This is a genomic window from Streptomyces ziwulingensis, assembly GCF_039542605.1.
GTDB classification, from domain to species: domain Bacteria; phylum Actinomycetota; class Actinomycetes; order Streptomycetales; family Streptomycetaceae; genus Streptomyces; species Streptomyces ziwulingensis.
The window spans coordinates 1-23,775 of record NZ_BAABIG010000018.1; the positions used below are offsets into that span (position 1 = coordinate 1).

General features: G+C 73.1%; 23 protein-coding genes. 15 read left to right on the top strand and 8 right to left on the bottom strand.

Annotation, left to right across the window (positions count from 1 at the left end):
• Positions 1-247 precede the first annotated feature (247 nt).
• The 7 genes from xylB (at position 248) to ABEB00_RS08815 (ending at position 8,573) form a co-directional block, all read left to right on the top strand.
• Complete coding sequence (xylB, locus tag ABEB00_RS08785; protein WP_345618520.1) at positions 248-1,693, top strand: xylulokinase; 1,446 nt, start codon at positions 248-250, stop codon at positions 1,691-1,693.
• A gap of 96 nt (positions 1,694-1,789) precedes the next feature.
• On the top strand, positions 1,790-3,031 hold the full coding sequence (locus ABEB00_RS08790) for an ROK family protein (protein ID WP_345618521.1): 1,242 nt from the start codon (positions 1,790-1,792) through the stop codon (positions 3,029-3,031).
• Between the two features lie 338 nt (positions 3,032-3,369).
• Complete coding sequence (locus ABEB00_RS08795; RefSeq protein ID WP_345618523.1) at positions 3,370-4,026, top strand: N-acetylmuramoyl-L-alanine amidase; 657 nt, start codon at positions 3,370-3,372, stop codon at positions 4,024-4,026.
• 194 nt (positions 4,027-4,220) lie between these two features.
• On the top strand, positions 4,221-5,360 hold the full coding sequence (locus tag ABEB00_RS08800) for a glycoside hydrolase family 12 protein (protein ID WP_345618524.1): 1,140 nt from the start codon (positions 4,221-4,223) through the stop codon (positions 5,358-5,360).
• A gap of 120 nt (positions 5,361-5,480) precedes the next feature.
• Entirely contained in the window at positions 5,481-6,584 is a 1,104-nt protein-coding gene (locus ABEB00_RS08805) for a lytic polysaccharide monooxygenase (protein ID WP_345618526.1), read from the top strand.
• Between the two features lie 167 nt (positions 6,585-6,751).
• The gene (locus ABEB00_RS08810) at positions 6,752-7,141 is read left to right on the top strand and encodes a luciferase domain-containing protein (RefSeq protein WP_345618527.1); all 390 of its coding nucleotides are present in this window, start codon (positions 6,752-6,754) and stop codon (positions 7,139-7,141) included.
• A gap of 181 nt (positions 7,142-7,322) precedes the next feature.
• Entirely contained in the window at positions 7,323-8,573 is a 1,251-nt protein-coding gene (locus ABEB00_RS08815; RefSeq protein WP_425586461.1) for a phosphodiester glycosidase family protein, read from the top strand.
• 107 nt (positions 8,574-8,680) lie between these two features.
• Here ABEB00_RS08815 and ABEB00_RS08820 read toward each other — a convergent pair whose 3' ends face one another.
• The 6 genes from ABEB00_RS08820 to ABEB00_RS08845 form a co-directional block, all read right to left on the bottom strand.
• Positions 8,681-8,875, bottom strand: a complete 195-nt coding sequence (locus ABEB00_RS08820; RefSeq protein ID WP_345618528.1) for a hypothetical protein — start codon at positions 8,873-8,875, stop codon at positions 8,681-8,683.
• A gap of 119 nt (positions 8,876-8,994) precedes the next feature.
• Positions 8,995-9,858, bottom strand: coding sequence for a phosphatidylinositol-specific phospholipase C/glycerophosphodiester phosphodiesterase family protein (locus ABEB00_RS08825; protein ID WP_345618529.1), 864 nt, complete (start codon positions 9,856-9,858; stop codon positions 8,995-8,997).
• A gap of 198 nt (positions 9,859-10,056) precedes the next feature.
• Positions 10,057-11,151 carry an acyl-CoA dehydrogenase family protein gene (locus ABEB00_RS08830; protein WP_345618530.1) on the bottom strand — a complete coding sequence of 365 codons (1,095 nt, stop codon included), beginning with the start codon at positions 11,149-11,151 and terminating at the stop codon, positions 10,057-10,059.
• Positions 11,148-12,332 (bottom strand): acyl-CoA dehydrogenase family protein, encoded by a 1,185-nt coding sequence (locus ABEB00_RS08835; protein ID WP_345618531.1) that lies wholly within the window; start codon positions 12,330-12,332, stop codon positions 11,148-11,150. Before ABEB00_RS08835 ends, ABEB00_RS08830 begins: the two co-directional genes overlap by 4 nt.
• Positions 12,329-13,300 (bottom strand): NADPH:quinone oxidoreductase family protein, encoded by a 972-nt coding sequence (locus tag ABEB00_RS08840; RefSeq protein WP_345618532.1) that lies wholly within the window; start codon positions 13,298-13,300, stop codon positions 12,329-12,331. Before ABEB00_RS08840 ends, ABEB00_RS08835 begins: the two co-directional genes overlap by 4 nt.
• An 85-nt stretch (positions 13,301-13,385) precedes the next feature.
• Positions 13,386-14,048: a helix-turn-helix domain-containing protein gene (locus ABEB00_RS08845; protein WP_345618533.1), complete on the bottom strand. Its 663-nt coding sequence runs from the start codon at positions 14,046-14,048 to the stop codon at positions 13,386-13,388.
• Between the two features lie 63 nt (positions 14,049-14,111).
• Between ABEB00_RS08845 and ABEB00_RS08850 the strand changes: the two genes are divergently transcribed.
• The 5 genes from ABEB00_RS08850 to ABEB00_RS08870 all read left to right on the top strand — a co-directional run bounded on the left by ABEB00_RS08850 (position 14,112) and on the right by ABEB00_RS08870 (position 18,852).
• Positions 14,112-15,077 (top strand): NAD(P)/FAD-dependent oxidoreductase, encoded by a 966-nt coding sequence (locus tag ABEB00_RS08850; RefSeq protein ID WP_345618534.1) that lies wholly within the window; start codon positions 14,112-14,114, stop codon positions 15,075-15,077.
• 50 nt (positions 15,078-15,127) lie between these two features.
• Positions 15,128-16,666, top strand: a complete 1,539-nt coding sequence (locus ABEB00_RS08855) for an ATP-dependent DNA ligase (protein WP_345618535.1) — start codon at positions 15,128-15,130, stop codon at positions 16,664-16,666.
• A complete protein-coding gene (locus tag ABEB00_RS08860) occupies positions 16,663-17,124 on the top strand; it encodes an NUDIX hydrolase (protein ID WP_345618537.1) in 462 nt (153 codons plus the stop codon). Before ABEB00_RS08855 ends, ABEB00_RS08860 begins: the two co-directional genes overlap by 4 nt.
• A 79-nt stretch (positions 17,125-17,203) precedes the next feature.
• On the top strand, positions 17,204-18,589 hold the full coding sequence (locus ABEB00_RS08865; RefSeq protein WP_345618539.1) for an NADP-dependent succinic semialdehyde dehydrogenase: 1,386 nt from the start codon (positions 17,204-17,206) through the stop codon (positions 18,587-18,589).
• 26 nt (positions 18,590-18,615) lie between these two features.
• Entirely contained in the window at positions 18,616-18,852 is a 237-nt protein-coding gene (locus ABEB00_RS08870) for a DUF6213 family protein (protein ID WP_345618541.1), read from the top strand.
• Positions 18,853-18,863: 11 nt separating this feature from the next.
• On the opposite strand, the gene ABEB00_RS08875 is transcribed toward ABEB00_RS08870, so the two are convergent.
• Positions 18,864-19,532 (bottom strand): thiaminase II/PqqC family protein, encoded by a 669-nt coding sequence (locus ABEB00_RS08875; protein WP_345618544.1) that lies wholly within the window; start codon positions 19,530-19,532, stop codon positions 18,864-18,866.
• A gap of 180 nt (positions 19,533-19,712) precedes the next feature.
• Here ABEB00_RS08875 and ABEB00_RS08880 point away from each other — a divergent pair, with 180 nt between their 5' ends.
• The 3 genes from ABEB00_RS08880 to ABEB00_RS08890 are packed head-to-tail and all read left to right on the top strand — an operon-like array spanning position 19,713 to position 22,529.
• Positions 19,713-20,789, top strand: a complete 1,077-nt coding sequence (locus ABEB00_RS08880) for a type III polyketide synthase (protein WP_345618546.1) — start codon at positions 19,713-19,715, stop codon at positions 20,787-20,789.
• Complete coding sequence (locus tag ABEB00_RS08885; protein ID WP_345618548.1) at positions 20,786-22,000, top strand: cytochrome P450; 1,215 nt, start codon at positions 20,786-20,788, stop codon at positions 21,998-22,000. The genes ABEB00_RS08880 and ABEB00_RS08885 overlap by 4 nt, the downstream gene beginning before the upstream one ends.
• 7 nt (positions 22,001-22,007) lie before the next feature.
• The gene (locus ABEB00_RS08890) at positions 22,008-22,529 is read left to right on the top strand and encodes a cupin domain-containing protein (protein WP_345618550.1); all 522 of its coding nucleotides are present in this window, start codon (positions 22,008-22,010) and stop codon (positions 22,527-22,529) included.
• 11 nt (positions 22,530-22,540) lie between these two features.
• Here the strand turns inward: ABEB00_RS08890 and ABEB00_RS08895 are convergent, their stop codons facing one another.
• Positions 22,541-23,767 carry an acyl-CoA dehydrogenase family protein gene (locus ABEB00_RS08895; RefSeq protein WP_345618552.1) on the bottom strand — a complete coding sequence of 409 codons (1,227 nt, stop codon included), beginning with the start codon at positions 23,765-23,767 and terminating at the stop codon, positions 22,541-22,543.
• Positions 23,768-23,775 lie beyond the last annotated feature (8 nt).

Sequence of the window (23,775 nt, forward strand, 5' to 3'; positions counted from 1 at the left end):
GGTCCACAGACCGAACGTGAACCTGTCCTCGGGAGTGGGCTGGTAGCTCATGCTGCGGCTCCTCGCCTGGTCGAAGCTATTTCGTCATGCCACTTTACAAATTAGTATGCGGAGGCACTCATGGGAAGGGACAAGGTGTCCCCGATGGCGTGTCCGGGCCGTTCCGACCCGGGCCGGCCGTGGAAAAACCCCAGTTCAGAGCCGTGCGGGACCGCCGTAGGCGGGCCACGGAAGAGGGAGAAGCCCGATGTCAGCAGCCGAGGGTCCGCTCGTCGTCGGCGTGGACACGTCCACCCAGTCCACCAAGGCGCTGGTCGTCGACGCGAGCACTGGCCGCATCGTCGCCAGTGGCCAGGCTCCGCACACCGTCTCGTCGGGCGAGGGCCGCGAGAGTGATCCGCGCCAGTGGTGGGACGCCCTGGGCGCCGCCCTGGACCAGTGCGGCGAACCGGCCCGCGAGGCGGCCGCGGTGTCGATCGGAGGGCAGCAGCACGGACTGGTGACGCTGGACGCCCAGGGTGATCCCGTACGTCCGGCCCTGCTCTGGAACGATGTGCGTTCGGCGCCGCAGGCGCGACGCCTGGTCGAGGAGCTGGGCGGGCCGAAGGCGTGGGCGGAGCGCACGGGCAGCGTGCCCAGCGCCTCGTTCACGGTCACCAAGTGGGCCTGGCTCGCCGAGCACGAGCCGGAGGCGGTGCGCGCCACGCGTGCCGTCCGCCTCCCCCACGACTACCTCACCGAACGCCTCACGGGCGAGGGGACGACCGACCGCGGTGACGCCTCGGGGACCGGCTGGTGGGCGTCCGGGACGGAGGCGTACGACGCGGAGACGCTCGCACGCGTGGGGCTCGATCCGGCCCTGCTGCCCCGGATCGTGCGGCCCGGGGAGATGGCCGGCACCGTCCGCGACAGCCACGGCCTGCCGTTCGCCAAGGGCACCCTGGTGGCCCCCGGCACCGGTGACAACGCCGCCGCCGCGCTGGGCCTGGGCATCCGCCCCGGTGTGCCGGTGATGAGCCTCGGGACCTCGGGCACGGTGTACGCCGTGTCGCGGCACCGGGCCGCCGACCCGACGGGGACCGTGGCCGGTTTCGCCGACGCGCGCGGCGACTGGCTGCCGCTGGCCTGCACCCTGAACTGCACGCTCGCCGTCGACCGCGTCGCCACGCTGCTCGGCCTGGACCGGGAGGCCGTCGAGCCCGGCACGGACGTCACGCTGCTGCCCTACCTGGACGGCGAGCGCACCCCGAACCTGCCCCGCTCCTCCGGCCTGCTGCACGGGCTGCGGCACGACACGACCGCCGGGCAGGTGCTGCAGGCCGCCTACGACGGCGCCGTGCACGCGTTGCTGGGCGCACTGGACCTGGTCCTCGACTCGGAGGCGGACACCTCCGCTCCGCTGCTGCTGATCGGCGGCGGTGCCCGGGGCGCGGCCTGGCAGCAGACCGTACGGCGGCTGTCGGGCCGGCCGGTGCAGATCCCCGAGGCCCGGGAGCTGGTCGCGCTCGGCGCCGCGGCACAGGCGGCCGGACTGCTGACCGGCGAGGACCCGGCGGCGGTCGCCCGGCGCTGGAACACAGCCGCGGGTCCGGTGCTGGACGCGGTGGAACGGGACGAGGCGGCCCTGTCCAGGATCTCCGGGGTACTCTCCGATGCGGCTCCCCTGCTGGACAGGGACCCCGCCGACCGCTGACGAACCGCCGGCCGGCGCCGCCTGCGACACCACCGCGCGAGCGGCCACCAGCGCCGGCCGGCACCGGCCGGCGCACCGACCAAGGACCGAGGGGGCATGACCGCTCCGCCGCACACAGCGCACCCCGACGGTCCCGGGCGCGGGCTGCCGGACACCCAGCAGGGGATGCGCCGCCGCAACCTCGCCCGGGTGATGCACACCGTCAGCGCCGAGGGACCCCTGTCCCGGGCCGCCGTCGCCTCCCGGATCGGCCTCACGCGTGCGGCCGTGTCGACTCTGGTGGACGAACTGGTCCGGGCGGGCCTGCTGGAGGAACTGGGCCCGGAGCGGCCGGGCCGCGTGGGCCGGCCCGGTTCGGCGCTCGCGGTCAGCGCGAACGGTCCGGCCGGAATCGGTGCGGAGGTCGGGGTCGACCACCTCGCGGTCTGCGCGGTCGACCTGCGCGGGCGGGTCCGGGCACGCGCCGTACGGCACGGCTCCCATCGCGGGCGCCCCGCGCGTGCCGTCGTCGACCGGCTCGGCGACCTGGTCCGGCAGCTCACCGGGGCGGCGCGGGAACAGGGGCTGTGGCCCGCCGGGCTGGCCGTGGCGGTGCCGGGCCTGGTGGCACGGGACGCCCGGACGGTCGTGCGCGCGCCGAACCTCGACTGGCACGACGCGGATCTCGGCGAACTGCTGGCGGTGGACATGCCGCTGACCGTGGACAACGAGGCCAACTTCGGTGCGCTCGCCGAACTCTGGCTCGGTGCCGGCACGCCGCGCGACTTCCTGCACGTGTCGGCCGAGATCGGCATCGGCGCGGCCGTGATGATGGACGGGCGGCTGCTGCGCGGCACCCGTGGCTTCGCGGGCGAACTGGGCCACATACCCGTGCGCCCCGACGGTCCTGAGTGCGCCTGTGGCGGACGCGGTTGCCTGGAGCAGTACGCCGGTGAGGAGGCCGTCCTGCGCGCGGCCGGTCTGGAGCCGGGCGAGGACCGGGTCGGCGTGCTCGCGCGACGCGCGGCCGAGGACGACGAGGACGTACGACGTGCCCTGGCCGACGCCGGCACGGCCCTCGGCATCGCTCTGACCGGTGCGGTCAACCTGCTCGACCCCGAGAGGGTGGTGCTGGGCGGCGCTCTGGCCCAGCTCGCGCCCTGGCTGCTGCCGTCCCTCCGCGACGAACTGGCCCGCCGGACGGCGGGCCCCGCCTGCCCCGTGTCCGTGTCCGGCCTGGGCTCGCAGGGCCCGCTGCTGGGCGCCGCGCATTCGGTGGTTCGGCAGGTGCTGGACGACCCGGCGGCAGCGGCCGAGGCCCAAGGCAACGGCAACGGCAACGGAAAAGCCGGAGGCTGAGGCTGAGGCTGAGGCTGAGGCGAAGACCTGAGCGCCTGCCCGCCCGGCCGGCACCTCCCGCGGTCCACCCCACACTCCTGGCCCTCACTCGAACGGGTGGCGAAGTTCTCCACAACGGCCTGCCCGTCCACCGAGTCACGCCGCACGCTCACGCCCAACCCGCCTTCGCCGTAACGTGATTCACGCGGACCGCAGCCGCTTCCGGCGGGTGGCCACGGCCGTCGGACCGGTCCGCATACGGACGGGTGACCGGGTCGCGACCGTGCGCGCGCCGGTCCGGACGCCACGCTGGGCGGACGGTCCGCCCCGCCCTCCCCACGCGTGAAAGGCGACTTCCCATGGAACGAGCACGACCGCTACCGAGCAGACGACGACTCCTCGCGGGCGGCGCCGCCCTCGCCGCGGCTCCGTACACGCTGCTGTCGTCCGTCCAGGCGGACGCCCGGCCCCGCACCACCGACCGGCCCCGCACCGGCACCCGGACGCCCGCCGGCAGGGGGGCCGAATCGGTCGACCGTCCGGGCGCCGAGTGGCAGCCGGCGAGCGGTTCGAACTACACCAAGGCGAGCCGGCCCGGCTCCCATTCCCTCGACCGCGTGGTCATCCACGTCACCCAGGAGACCTACGCCGACACACTGGCCATCTTCCAGAACCCTCAGCGGAAGGTCTCCGCGCACTACGTCGTGCGCTCCGCCGACGGGCATCTCGCGCAGTGCGTGCGCGAGGCCGACATCGCCTGGCACGCGGGCAACTGGGACTACAACACACGGAGTGTCGGCATCGAGCACGAAGGGTGGGTCGACCGCCCGGAGTACTTCACCGACGCCCTGTACGAGCAGTCGGCGGCGCTGACGGCGGCGATCTGCTCGACGTACGGCATCCCCAGAGACCGGGCGCACATCATCGGGCACCACGAGGTGCCGGGCAGCGACCACACGGACCCGGGCCCGCTGTGGGACTGGACCCGTTACCTCGCACTGGTCAACCTCGCCTGACCGGCCCGGGCCGCCGCTCGGCGTGCGGCGGCCCGGAAATTACCCGCCCGGTCTGTTGCGCGGAGTCTTGTCAGGGACATGGGCCGCTCTTACAGTCCCCGTTCGAGCCGACTTATGGGAGCGCTCCCACTCATGGAGATCCGGGCGCGCCCCCGCCCCCTCACGCCCCCGCCCCCTCCCAGAGAGGCCCCCGCATGCGCCCGCCCTCCCCCCATGCCTCCGCCCCGCGCGGTCTCTTAGGAGCGCTGTTCGCGGCGCTCGTCCTCCTCGCGTCGCTCATGACGACGGCGGCGCCCGCCAGAGCCGCCGACACCACGCTCTGCGACCAGTACGCGACGGCCACGATCCAGGGCCGGTACGTCGTCCAGAACAACCGCTGGGGCACCGCCGCCGAGCAGTGCGTCACCGTGACCGACTCGGGTTTCCGGCTCAGCAGGGCCGACGGATCGGTGCCGACCAACGGCGCCCCGAAGTCGTACCCGTCGGTCTTCGACGGCTGCCACTACACCACGTGTTCGCCGGGCACCGCCCTGCCCGCCCGGGTCTCCGACATATCGGCCGTACCCAGCAGCGTCTCGTACGGCTATGTGGGCGACGCCGTGTACAACGCCTCGTACGACATCTGGCTGGACCCGGCGCCGCGGACCGACGGGGTGAACCGGACCGAGATCATGATCTGGTTCAACCGGGTCGGTCCGATCCAGCCGATCGGCTCGCAGGTCGGCACGGCCACCGTGGCCGGGCGGACCTGGGAGGTGTGGTCGGGCGGCAACGGAGCGAACGACGTGCTGTCGTTCGTCGCCCCGGCGGCCATCACGAGTTGGAGCTTCGACGTGCTGGACTTCGTCCGTCAGGCCGTCTCGCGCGGGCTGGCCGGCGACGACTGGTACCTGACGAGCGTGCAGGCCGGGTTCGAGCCCTGGCAGAACGGGGCGGGGCTCTCGGTCGACTCCTTCTCCGCCGCCGTCGAGACCGGCGGCGAGGAACCGCAGGAGCCCGAGGAGCCCGGCACGCCCGCCGCCTGCGAGGTGCGCTACGCCACGAACGTCTGGCAGGGCGGCTACACCGCGAACGTCACCGTCGGCAACGCGGGCACGGCCGCCGTGGACGACTGGCGGCTCGCCTTCACCCTCCCCTCCGGGCAACGGATCACCCAGGCGTGGAACGCCACGGTCGCCCCGGGCACGGGTGCCGTCACCGCGAGCGCGCTCGGGCACAACGGGCGGATAGCGCCGGGCGGCAACCAGACCTTCGGCTTCCAGGGCACCTACAGCGGCACGTTCACGGCGCCCGACGACTTCCGCCTCAACGGCACACCCTGCACCAGCGACTGACCCCTGCCCCATCTGTCACACCTGTCACACCTGTCACACCTGTCACACCTCACACCCTTGACACGCCTGTCATCCCTGTCACCCACCCACCCCCACGATCATCCCGGAACAGGAGATTCCATGGCTCGACGCAGCAGACTCCTCTCCCTCGCGGCGGTACTGGCCACCCTGCTCGGCGCGCTCGGGCTCACCGCCCTCTGGCAGGGCCGGGCGGAGGCCCACGGAGTGGCGATGACGCCCGGTTCGCGCACGTACCTGTGTCAACTGGACGCCATCACCGGCACCGGCGCCCTGGACCCGGCCAACCCGGCCTGTCAGGACGCGCTGGACCAGAGCGGGGCCAACGCGCTGTACAACTGGTTCGCGGTGCTCGACTCCAACGCGGGCGGCCGGGGCGCCGGCTACGTACCGGACGGTACCCTGTGCAGCGCCGGCGACCGGTCCCCGTACAACTTCTCCGCCTACAACACCCCCCGCGCCGACTGGCCGAAGACGCATCTGACGTCCGGGTCGACGATGAAGGTCCAGTACAGCAACTGGGCCGCGCACCCGGGTGACTTCCGGGTCTATCTGACCGAGCCCGGCTGGTCGCCCACGTCCGAGCTGGGCTGGGACGACCTGGAACTGATCCAGACGGTCACCAACCCGCCGCAGCAGGGTTCGCCGGGCACCAACGGCGGCCACTACTACTGGGACCTGGCACTGCCCTCGGGCCGCTCCGGTGACGCGGTGCTCTTCGTCCAGTGGGTGCGATCCGACAGCCAGGAGAACTTCTTCTCCTGCTCCGACATCGTCTTCGACGGCGGGAACGGCGAGGTCACCGGCATCCGCGGCTCCGGCAGCACGCCGGAACCGACCGACCCGGCCGACCCGGACCCGACAGACCCCACGGACCCGACCGACCCGCCGCACACGGGTTCCTGCATGGCCGTCTACCACGTGGACAACTCCTGGAGCGGCGGTTTCCAGGGTTCCGTCGAGGTCATGAACCACGGCACGGAACCCCGTAACGGCTGGGCCGTGCAGTGGAAACCGGGTACCGGGACCCGGCTGGAGGGCGTGTGGAACGGTTCGCTGTCCACCGCGTCCGACGGCACCGTGACGGTACGGAACGTGGATCACAACCGGGTCATCGCCGCGGACTCCAGCGTGACCTTCGGGTTCACGGCGAAGTCCGCGGGCAACGACTTCCCGGCGGGGACGATCGGCTGCGTCACCCCGTAGCCCCGCCGCTGCCTCCCGCCCGACCCCTCCCACCTGCACGTCCGAGCGCCGCGCGGGCTCCGCGCGGCGCTTCCCCGTGCCTGTCTCCGGTCCGGCCGCACCTCACGCGCCGGTTACAAATCGCTCAACTACTGGTTGCCGGAGGGTGATCAGGCGACGATGGGGACATGACTCTGGCCCAGCGCGCCCTGGAGCGCCTGCAGGACTGGCCCGACCTCTCGGCGGGGTCGGCCAGTTGCGGGACGGGGCGAGCGCTCTGCTCCGTCCGCGACGAGATCGTCCACTTCCACTCGTACCGGGACGTGGACCTGCATCTGACCCACCGGGCGATCCAGCGCTTCCACTACGACCTGGGCGGTTCCAGCGCGATCCACCTGGTCCCCGACTCGCGCTGGGTGACCGTGCACCTCGACTGCGAGGCGGACGTCGATCTGCTGATGAGCCTGGTGAGCATCGCGCTCAAGGCCCACCAGACCCGGCCCGCGGCCGAACCGCCGGCCGGCTGCAACTACCACCGCGTCACGGTCTTCCACCGCGACGGCGTTCTGGACGGCTGAGCGGGGCCGTGAGGACGAGCGGGCAGAAGCCCGGCGGCCGACCCGGGCTGCCCGGTCACCCGAGGGAGTGCCTTTTCCCGCTCTTTCGGGCGGTCTACGGCGCACGGCCGCTTCCGGGCGGCCCGGGTCTGCTGCACTTCCCCTGATTTCCGTAGCGGTTGACGAGACATCAGGGGTTCCAGTGACACGTAGCGCGAGTCCGGGCCGGACGCGGCTCCGGGCGGGCAGACCCGTACTGGCCCTCCTCTTGGCCTTCGGCACGCTGACCGGAGCCGCCCTGGTGGGCGCGGCACCGGCCGCCGCCGCGCGGGGCGCCGCCGAGGTCGCGCCGGGCGTGACCTACGACGAGTTCGATGTCGAGGCGGCCAAGGGGACGACCCATGTCCATGTGCTCGCCGTCGACCTGGGCGAGCCACGGGTACGGCTGGGCCTGCTGTACCCGGGGACGGTCGCGGCGCGGGCCACGGTCTCGGGGCTGGCCGGCGCCCAGCGCGCCGTCGGGGGCGTCAACGGCGACTTCTTCCATCTCACCGAGAGCAGTCACCCCGGCGTCGCGGCGACCGGCGCGAGCGTGGGACCGGCGGTAGCCGAGGGCAAGGCGCTGAAGGCGGCGGTGCCCAAGGGGCAGCGCTTCGGCCCGAAGCTGCCGTCCGGCACGAGCACCGAGGACGTGTTCGCCGTGGGCACCGACCGCCGCGCCCGGCTGGACCGGCTCGCCCTCGACGGGTCGCTCTCCACCCCGCAGGGCACGGTGCCGCTCGGCGGGCTCAACCAGTACGCGCTGCCGGTCGGCTCGGTCGGCGCGTTCACCAGCGTCTGGGGCGCCGCCGCCCGCAAGCGCGCCACCTGCGGCACGGACACCGACCGGGCCGCCCCGTGCAGTACGGAGACTTACGAGGTGACGGTCCGCGACGGCCGGGTGGTGTCCACGTCCGAGGCGCCCGGCAGCGGCCCGATCGAGCCGGGGACGACGGTGCTGGTCGGCCGGGAGGCGGGCGCGGAACGGCTGCGGGAGCTGGCGACCGGGCAAGCCGTGGAGGTCACCCACCGGCTGGTGGCGTCCGGGTCGCAGGACCCGCTCGACTTCGCGGTCGGCGGCTACCCGGTGCTCTCCGGCGGCAGCCCGCTGCCCGGCCTGGACGCGACCACCTCGGCCGTGCGGACCGCGGTCGGCGTGGCGGACGGCGGGCGGCGGGTGCTGCTGCTCGCGGTGGACGGCGCCGCCGCCTACCGGAGCGGCCTGACCATCGCCGAAGTGGCGAAGACGCTGAGTGGTCTGGGCGCGTCGGACGGCTTCAACCTGGACGGGGGCGGCTCGTCGACCCTGGTGGCCCGGAACGCGGGGGCGGACCAGGTCACGGTGCGCAACCACCCCAGCGGCGGTACCGAGCGCGCCGTCCCGAACGGGATCGGCGTCTTCTCGACGGCCTGACCCGCGCCCGGCCCCCGACCGACCTGACCCGCGCCCGCCCGACCCACGCCCGGCCCGGCTCACACTCGCCGTGAGCCGCCCCACCTCGCCCCCCCCCACCGCCCGGGTCAGGGCCTGAGGCCGCTGACGATGTCCGCCGTCGCGGTGAGGCCGCTGCTGATGGTGGGGGCCATGCTCGTGCCCGCGAGGTAGAAGCCCAGCACGAGGCAGACCAGCGCGTGCGAGACCTTCAGGCCCCCGTTGCGCACGAAGATCACCGCCAGGATCGTGAACAGCAGCACCACAGAGATGGAAATGGCCATCGTCAACCTCCTCCGCCACGTCACTTGTCCGGTTCGCGGCTTTCGGCCGCAAGTGTGGCGTAGCGGAGGGGCCGTCCAGGCGGCTGACCTGTCCTCCGAACGTGTGATGTTGCCGTGGGTCACGCGCTCCGGTGCGCGTCCAGGAACGCCTCCAGGCCGGCCAGGTCGTCGGTGTTGAGGTGGTCGACACCGGCGGCGAGCAGCTCCGCCCAGACCGCGTCCCGGGCCGGGCCCGCGAGGTCGGGAGTGGCCCAGAGGCGGACCCGCCGGCCCCGGGCGTGCGCGGCGGCGACGAGGTCGTGGAGCTTGCGCCGTTCGGCCGCGGGGAAGGCGCCGACACCCTGCCAGGTGAAGTTGTTGGTCCAGTTGTCGCTGATCAACGGGATGAAGGAGGCCGGCGCGGCGGCGCCGAGGTCGGTGAGCCGGCCGTCGTAGAAGGCGCGGCGCGTGGTCTGCGCCTCCATGGGCACGCGGGCCGCGCGGTCGCCGGAGATCACCGCGGTGACCGGTCCGGGGCGCACCCGGCCGTGCGCGTAGGTGGTGAACAGGTGCGGGTGGCGCCGGAGTTCCCGGTCGAGCGCGAGGTAGGTGGCCGCGCCCTCGGTCTTGATGTCGATCAGCAGTTGCAGGGGGCGGTGGTGGCCCCGGTACACCGAGCCGCCCTGGGCGCGGACGCGGGCGGCGAGCGGGTCGAGGTAGAGGGAGGCGAGGGTGCGGGACGGATCGAGGTCCACCACGTCGTGGGCGACGAGGAGCCGGCCGTCCACCAGGTAGATGTCGGCCTCGACGTTGCCGAAGCGGTGGTCGAGGGCGTCGAGGAGGGGGCGGGGGTGCTCGTAGTCGTTGTGGGCGTGGGCGCGCCACAAGGGGCGGGGGCGGTGGGCGCGTTCGCCGGCCAGCGCGGTGCCGGCGGGCAGGGCGACCGAGGCCGCGAGGGCGGCGCCGAGGGTGGTGAGGGCTCTGCGACGGGTGGTGCGGGCCATGCTCTGCCTCCCTGGTAGGCCATACGGGACCCCAGTGAGTATGCGAGCCGGATCGCCCGAAGCGGCGCCGCCGGGTGGTGAATTGGCCGGGGAGCCGCCACCTGTTCACTTCACGCGCGGGCGGCCCGCCCGGCGCCGGGCGGGCCGCTCGCGCAACCGCGGTGAGCGGAACATGGAAGGCGGGACGCGGCTCGCGGGTCAGGAGGCCGGCAGGTCGACCAGCGTGGCCAGTGCCGCCCGGTGGGCACCCGCCGTGCCGTAGGCGATCGAGTCGGCCTTGGCCCGCTTCAGGTAGAGGTGGGCGGGGTGTTCCCAGGTCATGCCGATGCCGCCGTGCAGTTGCACCGCCTCCTCGGCGGCGTGGACGGCGACTGCGGCGGCGTACGCCTGGGCCACGGCGACGGACACCTCGGTGTCCCGGCCGGTGGCGAGCGCGTCGGCGGCGGCCCGGGCGGCGGCGCGCAGGTGCACGGTCTCCAGCCAGAGCTGGGCCAGCCGGTGCTTGAGCGCCTGGAACCCGCCGACCGGCCGGTTGAACTGCTTGCGCTCCTTCAGGTAGCGGACCGTCTCGGTCAGCGACCACTCGGCCAGGCCCAGTTGCTCCGAGGCGAGCAGCCCGGCCCCGGCCCGCAGCGCCCGCCGTACGGCGGGGCGGGCCTCGCCCAGCCGCTGCCCCGGCGCTCCGGCGAGCAGGACCTTCGCCACGGGCCGGGTGAGGTCCAGCGAGGTCTGCGGGACGACGGTCGCGGCGGCGGCCTCCACGGCGTACAACCCGCCGTCGTCGGCCGGGACGAGCAGGACGTCGGCGACGACCGCGTCCGCGACCCCGGTCAACTCCCCGTGCAGGGTGCCGTCCGCCAGTCGCACGGCGGGGAAGGCGGCGTCGGGGGCGGTGTGCAGGCCGACGGCGAGGGCGCCGATCCGCCGGCCGGACGCCAGCTCGGTGAGCAGGTCACCGGCCGCCTCGCAGGCCAGCAGCGCCTCCGTGGCGACGACGGCGCTGGTGAGGTACGGCACGGGGGCGACGTACCGGCCCAGTTCCTCCAGTACGACGGCGGCCTCGCGGTGCGTGGCGCCCTGGCCGCCGCGCTCCTCGGGGACCAGGAGTCCGGCCAGGCCCATCCCTTCGGCGAGGGACTTCCACACCGACAGGTCCTGCGGGACGTCCGACTCGGTGCGGGTGATCACGCCCGCCGGGTCGCAGTGGTCGGTGAGCAGGTCGCGGACGGCGGCGCGCAGCGCCTCTTCCTCTTCCGTGTACAGCAGGTCCGGGGGTGTGGTCGTCGGGCTCATCGGGCGAGGTCCTTCCAGGCGACGTCCTTGTCGGTGCGCGGCTCGGAGGGCAGTCCGAGGACCCGCTCGGCGACGATGTTGAGCAGGATCTCGCTGGTCCCGCCCTCGATGCTGTTGCCCTTGGAGCGCAGATAGCGGTAGCCGGCGTCGCGGCCGGTGAAGTCCACCGACTCCGGGCGGCGCATGGTCCAGTCGTCGTACAGCAGGCCCTGTTCGCCCAGGAGTTCCACCTCGAGTCCGCTGATCCGCTGGTTGAGGCGGGCGAAGGCGAGCTTCATGCCGGCGCCCTCGGGGCCGGGGTGGCCGGCCACGAGCTGCTGGCGCAGCCGCTCGCCGGTGAACCGGGCGACCTCGGCCTCCACCCAGAGGCCGAGGAGCCGCTGGTGCAGGTCGGGGGTGCGCAGCTCGGGTCGTTCCCGCCAGGTCCTGGCGACCGGGCCGATCATGCCGCCCTCGCGGGGCAGCCGGGCGCCGCCGATGGCGACGCGTTCGTTGTTCAGCGTGGTCTGCGCGACCCGCCAGCCGTCGCCGACCTCGCCGAGGCGGCGGTCGTCGGGGATGCGGACGCCGGTGAGGAAGACCTCGTTGAACTCGGCCTCGCCGGTGATCTGCCGCAGTGGCCGGACCTCGACGCCCGGGTCGGTCATGTCGCAGACGAAGTAGGTGATGCCCCGGTGCTTGGGCAGGTCCGGGTCGGTGCGGGCGATGAGGATGGCCCAGCGGGCGACATGCGCGCTGGAGGTCCACACCTTCTGTCCGTCCACCACCCAGTCCTCGCCGTCCCGTACGGCGCGGGTGCCGAGCGCGGCCAGGTCGGAGCCGGCGCCGGGCTCGGAGAAGAGCTGGCACCACACCTCCTCGCCGGTCCACAGCGGGCGCAGGAAGCGGCGCTTCTGCTCCTCGGTGCCGTACTTCAGGAGGGTCGGCGCGGCCATGCCGAGGCCGATGCCGATGCGGCGGGGGTCGTTGTCCGGGGCGGCCGCGGCGGCCAGTTCGGCGTCCACGACGGGCTGGAGGGTGCGGGCGGCGCCGAGTCCGCCGAGGCCCTCGGGGAAGTGCACCCAGGCCAGGCCGGCGTCGAAGCGGGCCCGCAGGAAGTCCAGGCGGTCGGTGTCGGCGGGCGGATGCGCGGCGAGCAGTTCCCGGGTGCGGCGGCGCAGTTCCCCGGCGTCGGTGGTCATGCGGTGGCTCCCTTCTCCGGGATTACGGCGATCCGGCCGGTGGTGACGCCGTCGGCGACCCGCTGCACGGCTCCGGCGGCCTCCGCCAGCGGTACCCGCTCGCTGACGTGGGGCTTGATCGCGCCCCGCGCGGCCAGCTCGGTGAGCTGCTCGTGGCACTCCCGGACCAGCCGGGGGTTCTTCGTGTTGTACAGGCCCCAGTGCAGGCCGAGGATGCCGTAGTTCTTCACCAGTGCGTGGTTCAGCGCCGCGGCGGGGATGTCCCCGCTGGCGAAGCCGACGACCACGATGCGGCCCTCGAAGGCGACCACCTTGGTGGACTGCTGGAAGGCGGTGCCGCCCACCGGGTCGTAGATCACGTCGGCCCCGCGCCCGCCGGTGGCTTCCTTCACCGCGGCGATCACGTCCTCGGCGCGCCGGTCGATCACGACGTCGCAGCCCAGCTCACGGGCGACGGCGGCCTTCTCCGGACCGCCCACCACGCCGATCACGGTGGCGCCCGCGGCCTTGCCGAGCTGCACGGCCGCGCTGCCCACCCCACCCGCGGCGGCGTGCACGAGCAGGGTCTCGCCGGCCCGGAGGGCGGCCCGGCGGTGCAGGCCGAACCAGCCGGTCTGGTAGCCGATGTGCAGGGCCGCCGCCTCGGCGTCGTCCAGGGTGTCCGGGGCGGGCAGCAGCGCGGCGGCGTCCGCGACGGTGAACTCGGCGAGGCCGCCGTGCGGCAGCGCCGGGTTGGCGAGGACCCGGCGGCCGTCCTCGGTCTCGGCGCAGACCTCCACGCCCGGCGTGAACGGCAGCGGCGGCCTGACCTGGTACTGGCCCCGGCACATCAGCACGTCCGGGAAGTTGATGTTCGCGGCGCGGACCCGCAGCAGGACCTGGCCCTCGCCGGGGGTCGGCGGCGCCACGTCCGCGAGGCGCATCACCTCGCCGGGCTCGCCGTTCTCGTGCACCTGCCATGCCTGCATGCGGGGCCTCCACCGACTGCGTCGTCCGTCCGGGGTCAAGCGCATACTAAGCGGTCGCTTGTCGATGAGGGAACCGTCCGGGACGTCACGAACGGGTGGGGCGGGCCCTTACGTGCATCCGCTCGCCCTGCGGTCCGAAGAGGCTGAGGAACTCCGCCGGACCCTCCCCCGTCGACCCGAACCAGTGCGGCACCCGCGTGTCGAACTCGGCGGCCTCCCCGGCGGACACGATCAGGTCGTGCTCGCCCAGCACCAGCCGCAGCCGTCCGGAGAGCATGTAGATCCACTCGTAGCCCTCGTGGGTCTGCAGTTCCGGCTCCTCCCGGCGCGAGGGCACCAGCACCTTGAACGCCTGGAGGCCGCCGGGCTGCCGGGTGAGCGGCAGGTAGGTGCGGCCGTGGCGGACCAGCGGTTCGGCCCGCACCCGCGGGTCGCCGACCGGCGGGGCGCCGACCAGTTCGTCCAGCGCCACCTGGTGGGCCCGGGCGATGGGCAGGAGCAGCTCCAGGCTGGGCTTGCGCAGTCCCGATTCCAGGCGGGAGAGGGTGCTCAGCGAGATGCCGGTGACCTCGGCGAGCGCGGCGAGGGTGACGTCGCGCTCCTTGCGGAGCCGCTTCAGCCGCGGACCGACTCCCGCGAGCACGTCGTCCTTCGTCGCGGCGCCCTTCGTCGCGGCGCCCCTCGTCGCGCCGCCCCTCGTCGCGCCGTCCTTCGTCGTGCCGTCCGCCGTCGTGTCGTTCTTCGTCATGTACTTATTGCAGAACCGGCAAATATGTTTGTCAATACCGCACCGTCCGGGCCACCGTCTGTCGTGGAGGTGGTCACGGTGACCCAGAAGAACGGCAGCGACGAGACGTACGAAGTGATCGTGGTCGGCGGTGGAGCCGCCGGCCTGTCCGCGGCGCTCACGTTGGGCCGGGCGAGGCGGCGCACCCTCGTCGTCGACGCGGGGGAGCCGCGCAACGCGCCCGCCGCCCACATGCAGGGTTATCTGACCCGGGACGGCATGTCCCCGGCCGAGTTCCTGGCCCGGGGCCGGGAGGAGATCGCGTCCTACGGCGTCGATCTGGTCCGGGACCGGGCGGTGGCGGTCACCCGGGGCGAGCGGGGCTTCGCGGTGGGGCTGGCCGGCGGGCGCACGGTGTACGCGCGGCGTCTGGTCGTCACCACCGGTCTGAAGGACGAGCTGCCGCAGGTGCCGGGCGTGGCCGAACGGTTCGGGCGGGACGTGGTGCACTGTCCGTTCTGCCACGGCTGGGAGGTCCGCGACGAGCGTTTCGGGGTGCTCGCCGCCGGCCCGATGAGCGTGCACCAGGCGCTGATGGTGACCGGCTGGTCGAAGGACGTGACCCTGTTCCTGCACACCGTCGACGAGTCCGAGCTGTCCGACCAGGACCTGCGCAGACTGGCCGCGGCCCAGGTGAAGGTGGTGCCCGGGGAGGTCGCCGGGCTGGTGGTCGAGGACGACCGGATCACCGGGGTACGACTGACCGACGGGACCGTGCATTCGCGTTCGGTGGTGTTCGTCGCCCCGCGCGCACTGCCGCGGACCGCCCTGCTGGAAAGCCTGGGCGTCGAACTGGCCGAGACGCCGTTCGGGGCCTACCCGGTCGTGGACCCGACCGGTCTGACCAGCGTGCCCGGCGTGTACACCGCGGGCAACGCGATGGGCTTCGCCGAACAGGTCGTGCACGCGGTGAGCGGCGGCTACCGGGCGGCGTCCGCGATCGTCGGCGACCTGATCATGTCCGACCTGGACGCCACCCTGGAGGACTGACCGGGCCGGGACCAGGTGTGGGAGGGGCGCTCCCGGTGCACCATGACTGCATGCTGCTTGCCCGGCTGGCCCGTGTGTCCCAGGAGGTCGCCGCCACCTCGGCGCGGTCCCGCAAGACGGCCCTGCTCGCCGAGTTGTTCCGGGAGGCGGAGGCGGCGGACGTCCCGGTCGTCATCCCGTACCTCGCGGGGCGGCTCCCGCAGGGCCGGATCGGCGTCGGCTGGAAGGTGCTGGGCGCCCGCGTCGACCCGGCCGCCGAGCCGTCCCTCACCGTGCGCGAGGTGGACGACCGGCTGACCCGTCTCGCGGCCGTCTCCGGCCCCGGCTCGCAGGCCGAGCGGACCCGGCTGGTCGGGGAGCTGATGGGCGCGGCCACCGAGGACGAGCAGCGCTTCCTGCTCGGCCTGCTCACCGGCGAGGTCCGCCAGGGCGCGCTGGACGCGGTCGCCGCGGAGGGTCTCGCGCAGGCCACCGGGGCGGCCTCGGCGGACGTGCGCCGGGCGGTGATGCTCGCGGGTTCCCTGCGGACGGTGGCCGAGGCGCTGCTCGCCGACGGCCCCCGGGCGCTCGGCCGGTTCCGGCTCACCGTCGGCCGCCCGGTGCTGCCGATGCTCGCGCACAGCGCGTCCTCGGTGGCCGAGGCGGTCGGGAAGCTGGGCGTCGCGGCGGTCGAGGAGAAACTCGACGGCATCCGTGTCCAGGTGCACCGCGACGGCGACACCGTACGGCTGTACACCCGCACCCTGGACGACATCACCGACCGCCTGCCGGAGGTGACGGCGGCCGCGCTGTCGCTGCCGGACGAGCGGTTCGTCCTGGACGGCGAGGTGCTCTCCTTCGACGCCGACGGGCGCCCCCGGTCCTTCCAGGAGACCGCCGGGCGCGTCGGTTCGCGTACCGACGTCGCCACGGCCGCGCGGACGGTCCCCGTCTCCCCCGTCTTCTTCGACGTGCTCTGCGTCGACGGCCGTGACCTGCTCGATCTGCCGCTGGCCGAGCGGCACGCGGAACTGGCGCGGCTGGTGCCGGAGCCGATGCGGGTGCGCCGGACGCTCGTGACGGGAGCCGGGGACACCGGCCCGGCCGAGCGGTTCCTCGCGGACACGCTGGCGCGCGGTCACGAGGGCGTGGTGGTCAAGGGCACCGACGCCCCCTACAGCGCGGGCCGGCGCGGCGCGTCCTGGCTGAAGGTCAAGCCCGTGCACACCCTCGACCTGGTGGTCCTGGCCGCCGAGTGGGGCCACGGCCGCCGCACCGGAAAGCTCTCCAACCTGCATCTGGGCGCCCGCGCCGCCGACGGCTCCCTCGTGATGCTCGGCAAGACCTTCAAGGGACTGACCGACGCGATGCTGGCCTGGCAGACCGCGCGCCTGGGCGAACTGGCCGTCGAGGAGTACGGCTGGGGCGTGACCGTACGCCCCGAACTGGTCGTGGAGATCGCCTACGACGGACTGCAGCGCTCCACCCGGTACCCGGCCGGCGTCACCCTCCGGTTCGCCCGGGTGCTCCGCCACCGCGAGGACAAGCGCCCCGAGGAGGCCGACACCGTGGAGGCACTGCTCGCCGCCCACCCGGGGGTGCGGCCGTGAGACGCAGCGCGGGCCTGCTCCTGTTCCGCCGCACCCGCGAGGGTGTGGAGGTGCTCCTCGGCCACCTGGGCGGCCCCTTCTTCGCCCGGCGCGACCGGGGCGCCTGGACCGTGCCGAAGGGTGAGTACGAGGACGACGAACCGGCGTGGGACGCGGCCCGCCGCGAGTTCCAGGAGGAGCTGGGGCTCCAGCCGCCCGACGGCGACGACGCCGTCCCGCTCGGCGAGGTCCGCCAGTCCGGCGGCAAGCTGGTCACGGTCTGGGCGGTGGAGGCGGACCTGGACCCGGCGGCGGTCGTCCCCGGCACGTTCCGCATGGAGTGGCCGCCGAGGTCGGGGCGGATCCAGGAGTTCCCGGAGCTGGACCGGGTGGCGTGGCTCTCCCTCGACCGGGCGCGCGAGGTGATCGTCACGGCGCAGACCGCGTTTCTCGACCGCCTGGCGGAGCACTCGGCCTGAGGGACGTCCTTCGGCGCGCGGCACGCCGTGCCCGGCGCGAAGGTGGAGACACAGCCCCGCTCTGCAAGGGAGGTCAGCCATGCCCATCGCGACGGTCAACCCGGCCAACGGTGAGACGGTCCAGACGTACGAGGCCATGGGCGAGGAGGAGATCGAACGCCGGCTCCAGCTCGCCGAGGCCACCTTCCGGACCTACCGGACGACCTCCTTCGGCGAACGGGCACGGCTGCTGCACCGGGCCGCCGACCTGCTGGAGGGCGACCAGGACGAGATCGGCCGGGTCATCACCACCGAGATGGGCAAGCCGGTCAAGCAGGCCCGCGCCGAGGCCGCGAAGTGCGCCAAGGCGATGCGCTGGTACGCCGACCACGCGGCGGAACTGCTGGCCGACGAGACGCCGGCCGAGGCGGACGTGAAGGACTCCGGCGGCTCCCGGGCGCTGGTGCGCTACCGGCCGCTCGGCCCGGTGCTCGCGGTGATGCCGTGGAACTTCCCGCTCTGGCAGGTGGTGCGCTTCGCCGCGCCCGCGCTGATGGCGGGCAACGTCGGCCTGCTCAAGCACGCCTCGAACGTGCCCCAAACCGCGCTGTACCTGGAGGACCTGTTCCACCGCGCGGGCTTCCCCGAGGGCTGCTTCCAGACCCTGCTGATCGGCTCGGCGGCCGTCGACGACATCCTGCGCGACGAGCGGGTGCGGGCCGCCACCCTCACCGGCAGCGAGCCGGCCGGGCGGGCGGTCGCCGCCACCGCCGGGGAGATGATCAAGAAGACGGTGCTGGAGCTGGGCGGCAGCGACCCGTTCGTGGTGATGCCGTCGGCCGACGTCGGCCGGGCCGCCGAGGTGGCGGTGACCGCGCGGGTGCAGAACGCCGGGCAGTCCTGCATCGCCGCCAAGCGTTTCCTCGCGCACACCGACGTGTACGACGCGTTCGCGGAGCGGTTCGTCGCCGGCATGAAGGCGCTGAAGGTCGGCGATCCGATGGAGGAGAGCACCGACGTGGGCCCGCTCTCCAGTGAGCAGGGCGTGCGGGACCTGGCGGAACTGGTCGAGGACGCCGTGCGCGGCGGCGCCACCGTCCTGTGCGGCGGCGAACGCCCCGAGGGCCCCGGCTGGTACTACCCGCCGACCGTGCTTTCCGGCATCACCCGCGAGATGCGCATCCACCGCGAGGAGACCTTCGGCCCGGTCGCCACCCTCTACCGCGTCGCCGACCTGGACGAGGCGGTGCTGCTCGCCAACGACACCGACTTCGGTCTCAGTTCCAACGTATGGACGCGGGACGAGGCCGACGTGGACCGTTTCGTCCGGGACCTGGAGGCCGGGGGCGTCTACGTCAACGGGATGACGGCCTCCCATCCGGCGTTCCCGTTCGGCGGGGTGAAGCGGTCGGGCTACGGACGTGAGCTGTCCGGGCACGGAATCCGGGAGTTCTGCAACATCACCACCGTATGGCACGGGGCGTGAGGCTCGCGCGGCTACGATCCCTTTCTGTGACCCGCGAAGTGACCCTCCCCCTGATCGTCGACGACCGCGGCACCCTCCAGGTGGCCGCGGCCGACGTGAGCAAACTGCTGCGCACGATGGGCGGCCGTTGGCTGCGGCTGGTGGAGACCGGCGAGGAGCGTCTGGACGAGGACACCGTCGCGGCCCTCACCATCGAGCTGGCCAAGCTGGCCGACCGCATCGACGTGGCCTGCATCGCCCACAGCAGCGACCGGTCCACCTAGGGCCGCTCCACTTAGGGCCGTTCCAGCTCCCACAGCGTGTGCCAGAACATCGCCTCGTACGACTGCAGCAGCCGCCCGTAGCGGTGTACGAGTCCCTCGTCGAGGCCGCCGGCCTCCAGGCCCTCCCGCACCGCGGCCGTCGCCCGCCGCTCCAGCTCGGGCGCGGGCTCGGCGAAGAAGTCGAAGAAGGCGCAGGCGTCCTCGGGGAACCCGTAGTGGCGCCGCAGCGCGGCGGCGATCGTCGCGCAGTAGCCGCCGAAGGCGGAGAAGTTGGCGTGCACGGCGAGGACCGTCTCCGCCGGTGAGCCGTTCAGCGCCAGCCAGGCCACGTACGCCGGGTACGCCTGGCAGCCCGCCAGCGGCGCGTACGCCACCGTCCGCTCCTCGTGCACCCCGCAGGCCGCGGCGAACGCCTCCAGGTGGCGTCCGGCCGCCGCCTCCCCCTCGGCCAGCGCGGTGAACCACGCGGCGGTCTCCGGCCGTCCCGCCGCCCGGTGCGCCAGGTACTGGAAGGCGCGGTGGTCGGCGGCGATCACCCAGCGCTGCTCCAGGGCGAGCGCGGCCAGTGTCTCCTTGCCCGCCGCACCGCGTGCCAGCAGCGGCACGAACCGGTTGGCGGCCGGGTCCGGGGCCAGTTTCCCGGTGGTCTTCTCCAGCAGTTGCCGTGCCGTCGTCGCCATCGTCTCCTCCGTCGCCCGGGGCCTGTGGTCAAGGTCCCACACCCACAGGGTCCCCGTAACGGAGTAGCCCGGCGAGAGATCGGCGTCCCGCCGGGTGATCGTTGGGTGAACACCCCCAGGGGTGCACCACTTTCTGACCGGGGGGCGCAGGGCCTTCCGGGAGGCGAAAGCAGGCACGGTATGGCGACTTTGTGCAGACCCTCGGTGTCCGTTCCGGAGCATGTGATCACGATGGAGGAGACGCTGGAGCTGGCGCGCGAGCGCCACGCCGACCACCCGCAACTGCCGCTGGCCCTCCGGCTGATCAGGAACACCGGCGTACGTACCCGGCACATCGTCCAGCCCATCGAGGAGACCCTGAAGCACCCCGGCTTCGAGGAGCGGAACAAGCTCTACGAGGCGGAGGCCAAGGCACGCGTCCCGGCGGTCATCCGGCGCGCCCTGGACGACGCGGAAGTCCTGCCCACCGACATCGACGTGATCATCTACGTCTCGTGCACGGGGTTCATGATGCCCTCGCTCACGGCGTGGCTGATCAACGAGATGGGTTTCGACAGCACCACGCGGCAGATACCCATCGCCCAGCTCGGCTGCGCGGCCGGCGGCGCGGCGATCAACCGGGCCCACGACTTCTGCACGGCCTACCCCGAGGCCAACGCGCTGATCGTGGCCTGCGAGTTCTGTTCGCTGTGCTACCAGCCCACCGACATCGGCATCGGCTCGCTGCTCTCCAACGGCCTGTTCGGCGACGGCATCGCCGCCGCGGTCGTCCGCGGCCGGGGCGGCACCGGTGTCCGGCTGGAGCGCAACGGCTCGTACCTGATCCCGAAGACCGCCGAGTGGATCATGTATGACGTGAAGGCCACCGGCTTCCACTTCCTGCTGGACAAGCGGGTGCCGGCCACGATGGAGCCCCTCGCCCCCGCGCTGGTCCAGCTCGCCGACAACCACGGCTGGGACGCCACCGACCTGGACTTCTACGTCGTGCACGCGGGCGGCCCCCGGATTCTGGACGACTTGAGTAAGTTCCTCCAGGTCGATCCGCATGCGTTCCGGTTCAGCCGGGCAACACTGACCGAGTACGGAAACATCGCCAGCGCCGTCGTCCTGGACGCGCTGCGCCGGCTCTTCGACGAGGGCGGCGCACCCGAACGGGCCCGCGGGCTGATGGCGGGCTTCGGTCCGGGCATCACCGCGGAGATGACGCTGGGCCGGTGGCAGACCGCCGACGAGACCCAGAGCGTGAGACGAACGTGAGCGAAGAGACGATCCCGCGGACCGCGCCGCCCGTCCGGGACTGGCCGGTCCCCGACCTGCCCGGCACCGACTTCGACCCGGTACTGCGCGAGCTGATGGCCGAGGGGCCCCTCACCCGGATCTCGCTGCCCAACGGCGAGGGCTGGGCCTGGCTGGTGACCCGCTACGACGATGTGCGGTTCGTGACCAACGATCCCCGGTTCGGCCGGGAGCCGGTCATGGACCGGCCGGTCACCCGGCTCGCACCGCACTTCATCCCGGCCCGCGGCGCGGTCGGCTTCCTGGACCCGCCCGACCACACCCGGCTGCGCAGGTCGGTGGCGGCGGCCTTCACGGCGCGGGGCGTGGAGCGGGTCCGCGAGCAGTCGCGGGCCATGCTCGACGGGCTGATCGACGCGATGCTGGCCCAGGGGCCGCCGGCCGACCTCACCGAGGCGGTCCTCAGCCCCTTCCCCATCGCGGTGATCTGCGAGCTGATGGGCGTCCCGGCCGCCGACCGGCACGGCATGCACACCTGGACCCAGCTCATCCTGTCCTCCTCGCACGGCGCGGACGTCAGTGAGCGGGCCAAACAGGAGATGGGCGCCTACTTCGCCGATCTGATCGGCCTGCGCGAGAACAGCGCCGGCGAGGACGTGTCCTCGCTGCTCGGTGCCGCCGTGGGCCGGGGCGGGATCACGCTGGCCGAGGCGGTGGGGCTCGCGGTGCTGCTCCAGATCGGCGGCGAGGCGGTCACCAACAACAGCGGGCAGATGTTCTACACCCTGCTGACCCGCCCCGAACTCGCCGCCCGGCTGCGCGCCGAGCCGGAGATCCGGCCCCGGGCCATCGACGAACTGCTGCGCTGGATCCCGCACCGCAACGCGGTCGGGCTCTCCCGGATCGCCCTGGAGGACGTGGCGGTCCGGGGCGTGCGGATCCGGGCGGGGGACGCGGTCTACGTGTCGTACCTGGCCGCCAACCGCGACCCGGAGGTCTTCCCGGACCCGGAGGCGATCGACTTCTCCCGCGGCCCGAACCCGCATGTCGCCTTCGGGTTCGGCCCGCACTACTGCCCGGGGGGCATGCTGGCCCGGCTGGAGTCCGAGCTGCTGGTCGACGCGCTCCTGGACCGGGTGCCGGGCCTGTGGCTCGCCGTCCCGCCCGAGGAGGTGCCCTTCAAGAAGGGCGCGCTGATCCGGGGGCCCGAAGCCCTGCCGGTCACCTGGTGAGGGAGCGATGACGGCGACGGAGGGGCTGCTGGTGCCGCCCGGTCACGGCCGGGTGGTGGAGGCGCCGGCCCAGCACGTGACCTTCAAGGTCACGGGTTCGCATTCGCGCATGGCGTCGACGTTCGAGGTGATCGTGCCGCCGGGCTTCGACGTCGGCGCGCACGTGCACACCCGCAGCGAGGAGCTGTTCTACGTACTGGAGGGCGAGCTGGACGTGCTCGCCTTCGAGCCGCGGGTGCGCACGCCGGACAACTGGCGGCACTGGGAGTCGGACGCGGGCAGCCGGGTGGTGCGCGCCACCCCGGGCACGGTCATCGTCGTGCCCCCCGGTTGCCCCCACGCCTTCGCGAATCCGACGGACTCCCCCGCGAAGATGTTCTTCCAGGCGAGCCCGCCCCCGGACCACGAGCGCTACTTCGAGGAACTCCTGGAGATCCTCCGATACGGGGGCGAACCTGACCACACCGCCATCGAGGCGCTGCGGGCCAAGTACGACATCGAGCAGCTCACCCCGCTCCGGCACCGGTGACCGGCTCCGCGCTACCGGATCGGCATCCCGGACAGCGTGCGGGCGATCACCAGCCGCTGGATCTCACTCGTTCCCTCGAAGATCGTGTAGATGGCGGAGTCCCGGTGCATCCGCTCCACCGGGTACTCCCGGGTGTACCCGTTGCCGCCCAGGATCTGGAGCGCCTGGGCGGTGACCTTCTTCGCCGTCTCGCTGGCGAACAGCTTGGACATCGACCCCTCGGCGGCCGTGAACTGCTTGCCGTTGATGGCCATCCAGGACGCGCGCCACACCAGCAGCCGCGCCGCGTCGATGGAGGTCCGCATGTCCGCGATCTGGAAGGCGACACCCTGGTTGTCGATGATCGGCCGCCCGAACTGCTGCCGCGTCTGCGCGTACTCCAGCGCCACCTCGTACGCGGCCCGTGCCGTGCCGACCGCCATCGCGCCGACGGCCGGGCGGGACGCCTCGAAGGTGGCCATCGCCGCGTTCTTGACGCGCTCGCCGCCCTTCCTGGCCTTCTCCCGGGCCCGGGCGAGGCGCGCGTCCAGCTTCTCCTTGCCGCCGAGCAGGCAGGAGCCGGGGACGCGGACGTCGTCGAGGACGACCTCGGCGGTGTGCGAGGCGCGGATGCCGTGCTTCTTGAACTTCTGCCCCTGGGCGAGACCGGGCGTGTTCGGCGGGACGATGAAGGACGCGTGGCCCTTGGAGCCGAGGTCCGGGTCGACGACCGCGACGACCACGTGGACGTTGGCGATGCCGCCGTTGGTCGCCCAGGTCTTGGTGCCGTTGAGCACCCACTCGTCCTTGGCCTGGTCGTACACCGCGCGGGTGCGCATGGAGGCCACGTCGGAACCGGCGTCGGGCTCGGAGGAGCAGAAGGCGGCGACCTTCACGTCGCTCGCGTCGCCGTACATCTGCGGGATCCAGGTACCGATCTGCTCCTCGGTGCCGTTGGCGAGGACGCCGACGGCGGCGAGGCCGGTACCGACGATCGACAGGGCGATGCCCGCGTCGCCCCAGAACAGTTCCTCCATCGCCATGGGGATGCCGAGGCCGGTGGAGTCGAAGTACTGCTGGGCGTAGAAGTCGAGCGAGTAGATGCCGACCTTGGCGGCCTCCTGGATGACCGGCCAGGGAGTCTCCTCACGCTCGTCCCATTCGGCGGCGGCGGGACGGATGACGTCGGCGGCGAAGCCGTGCAGCCAGTCCCGGACCTCCTTCTGTTCGTCGTTGAGCTCCATGGTGAACTCGGCCATGACCCCTC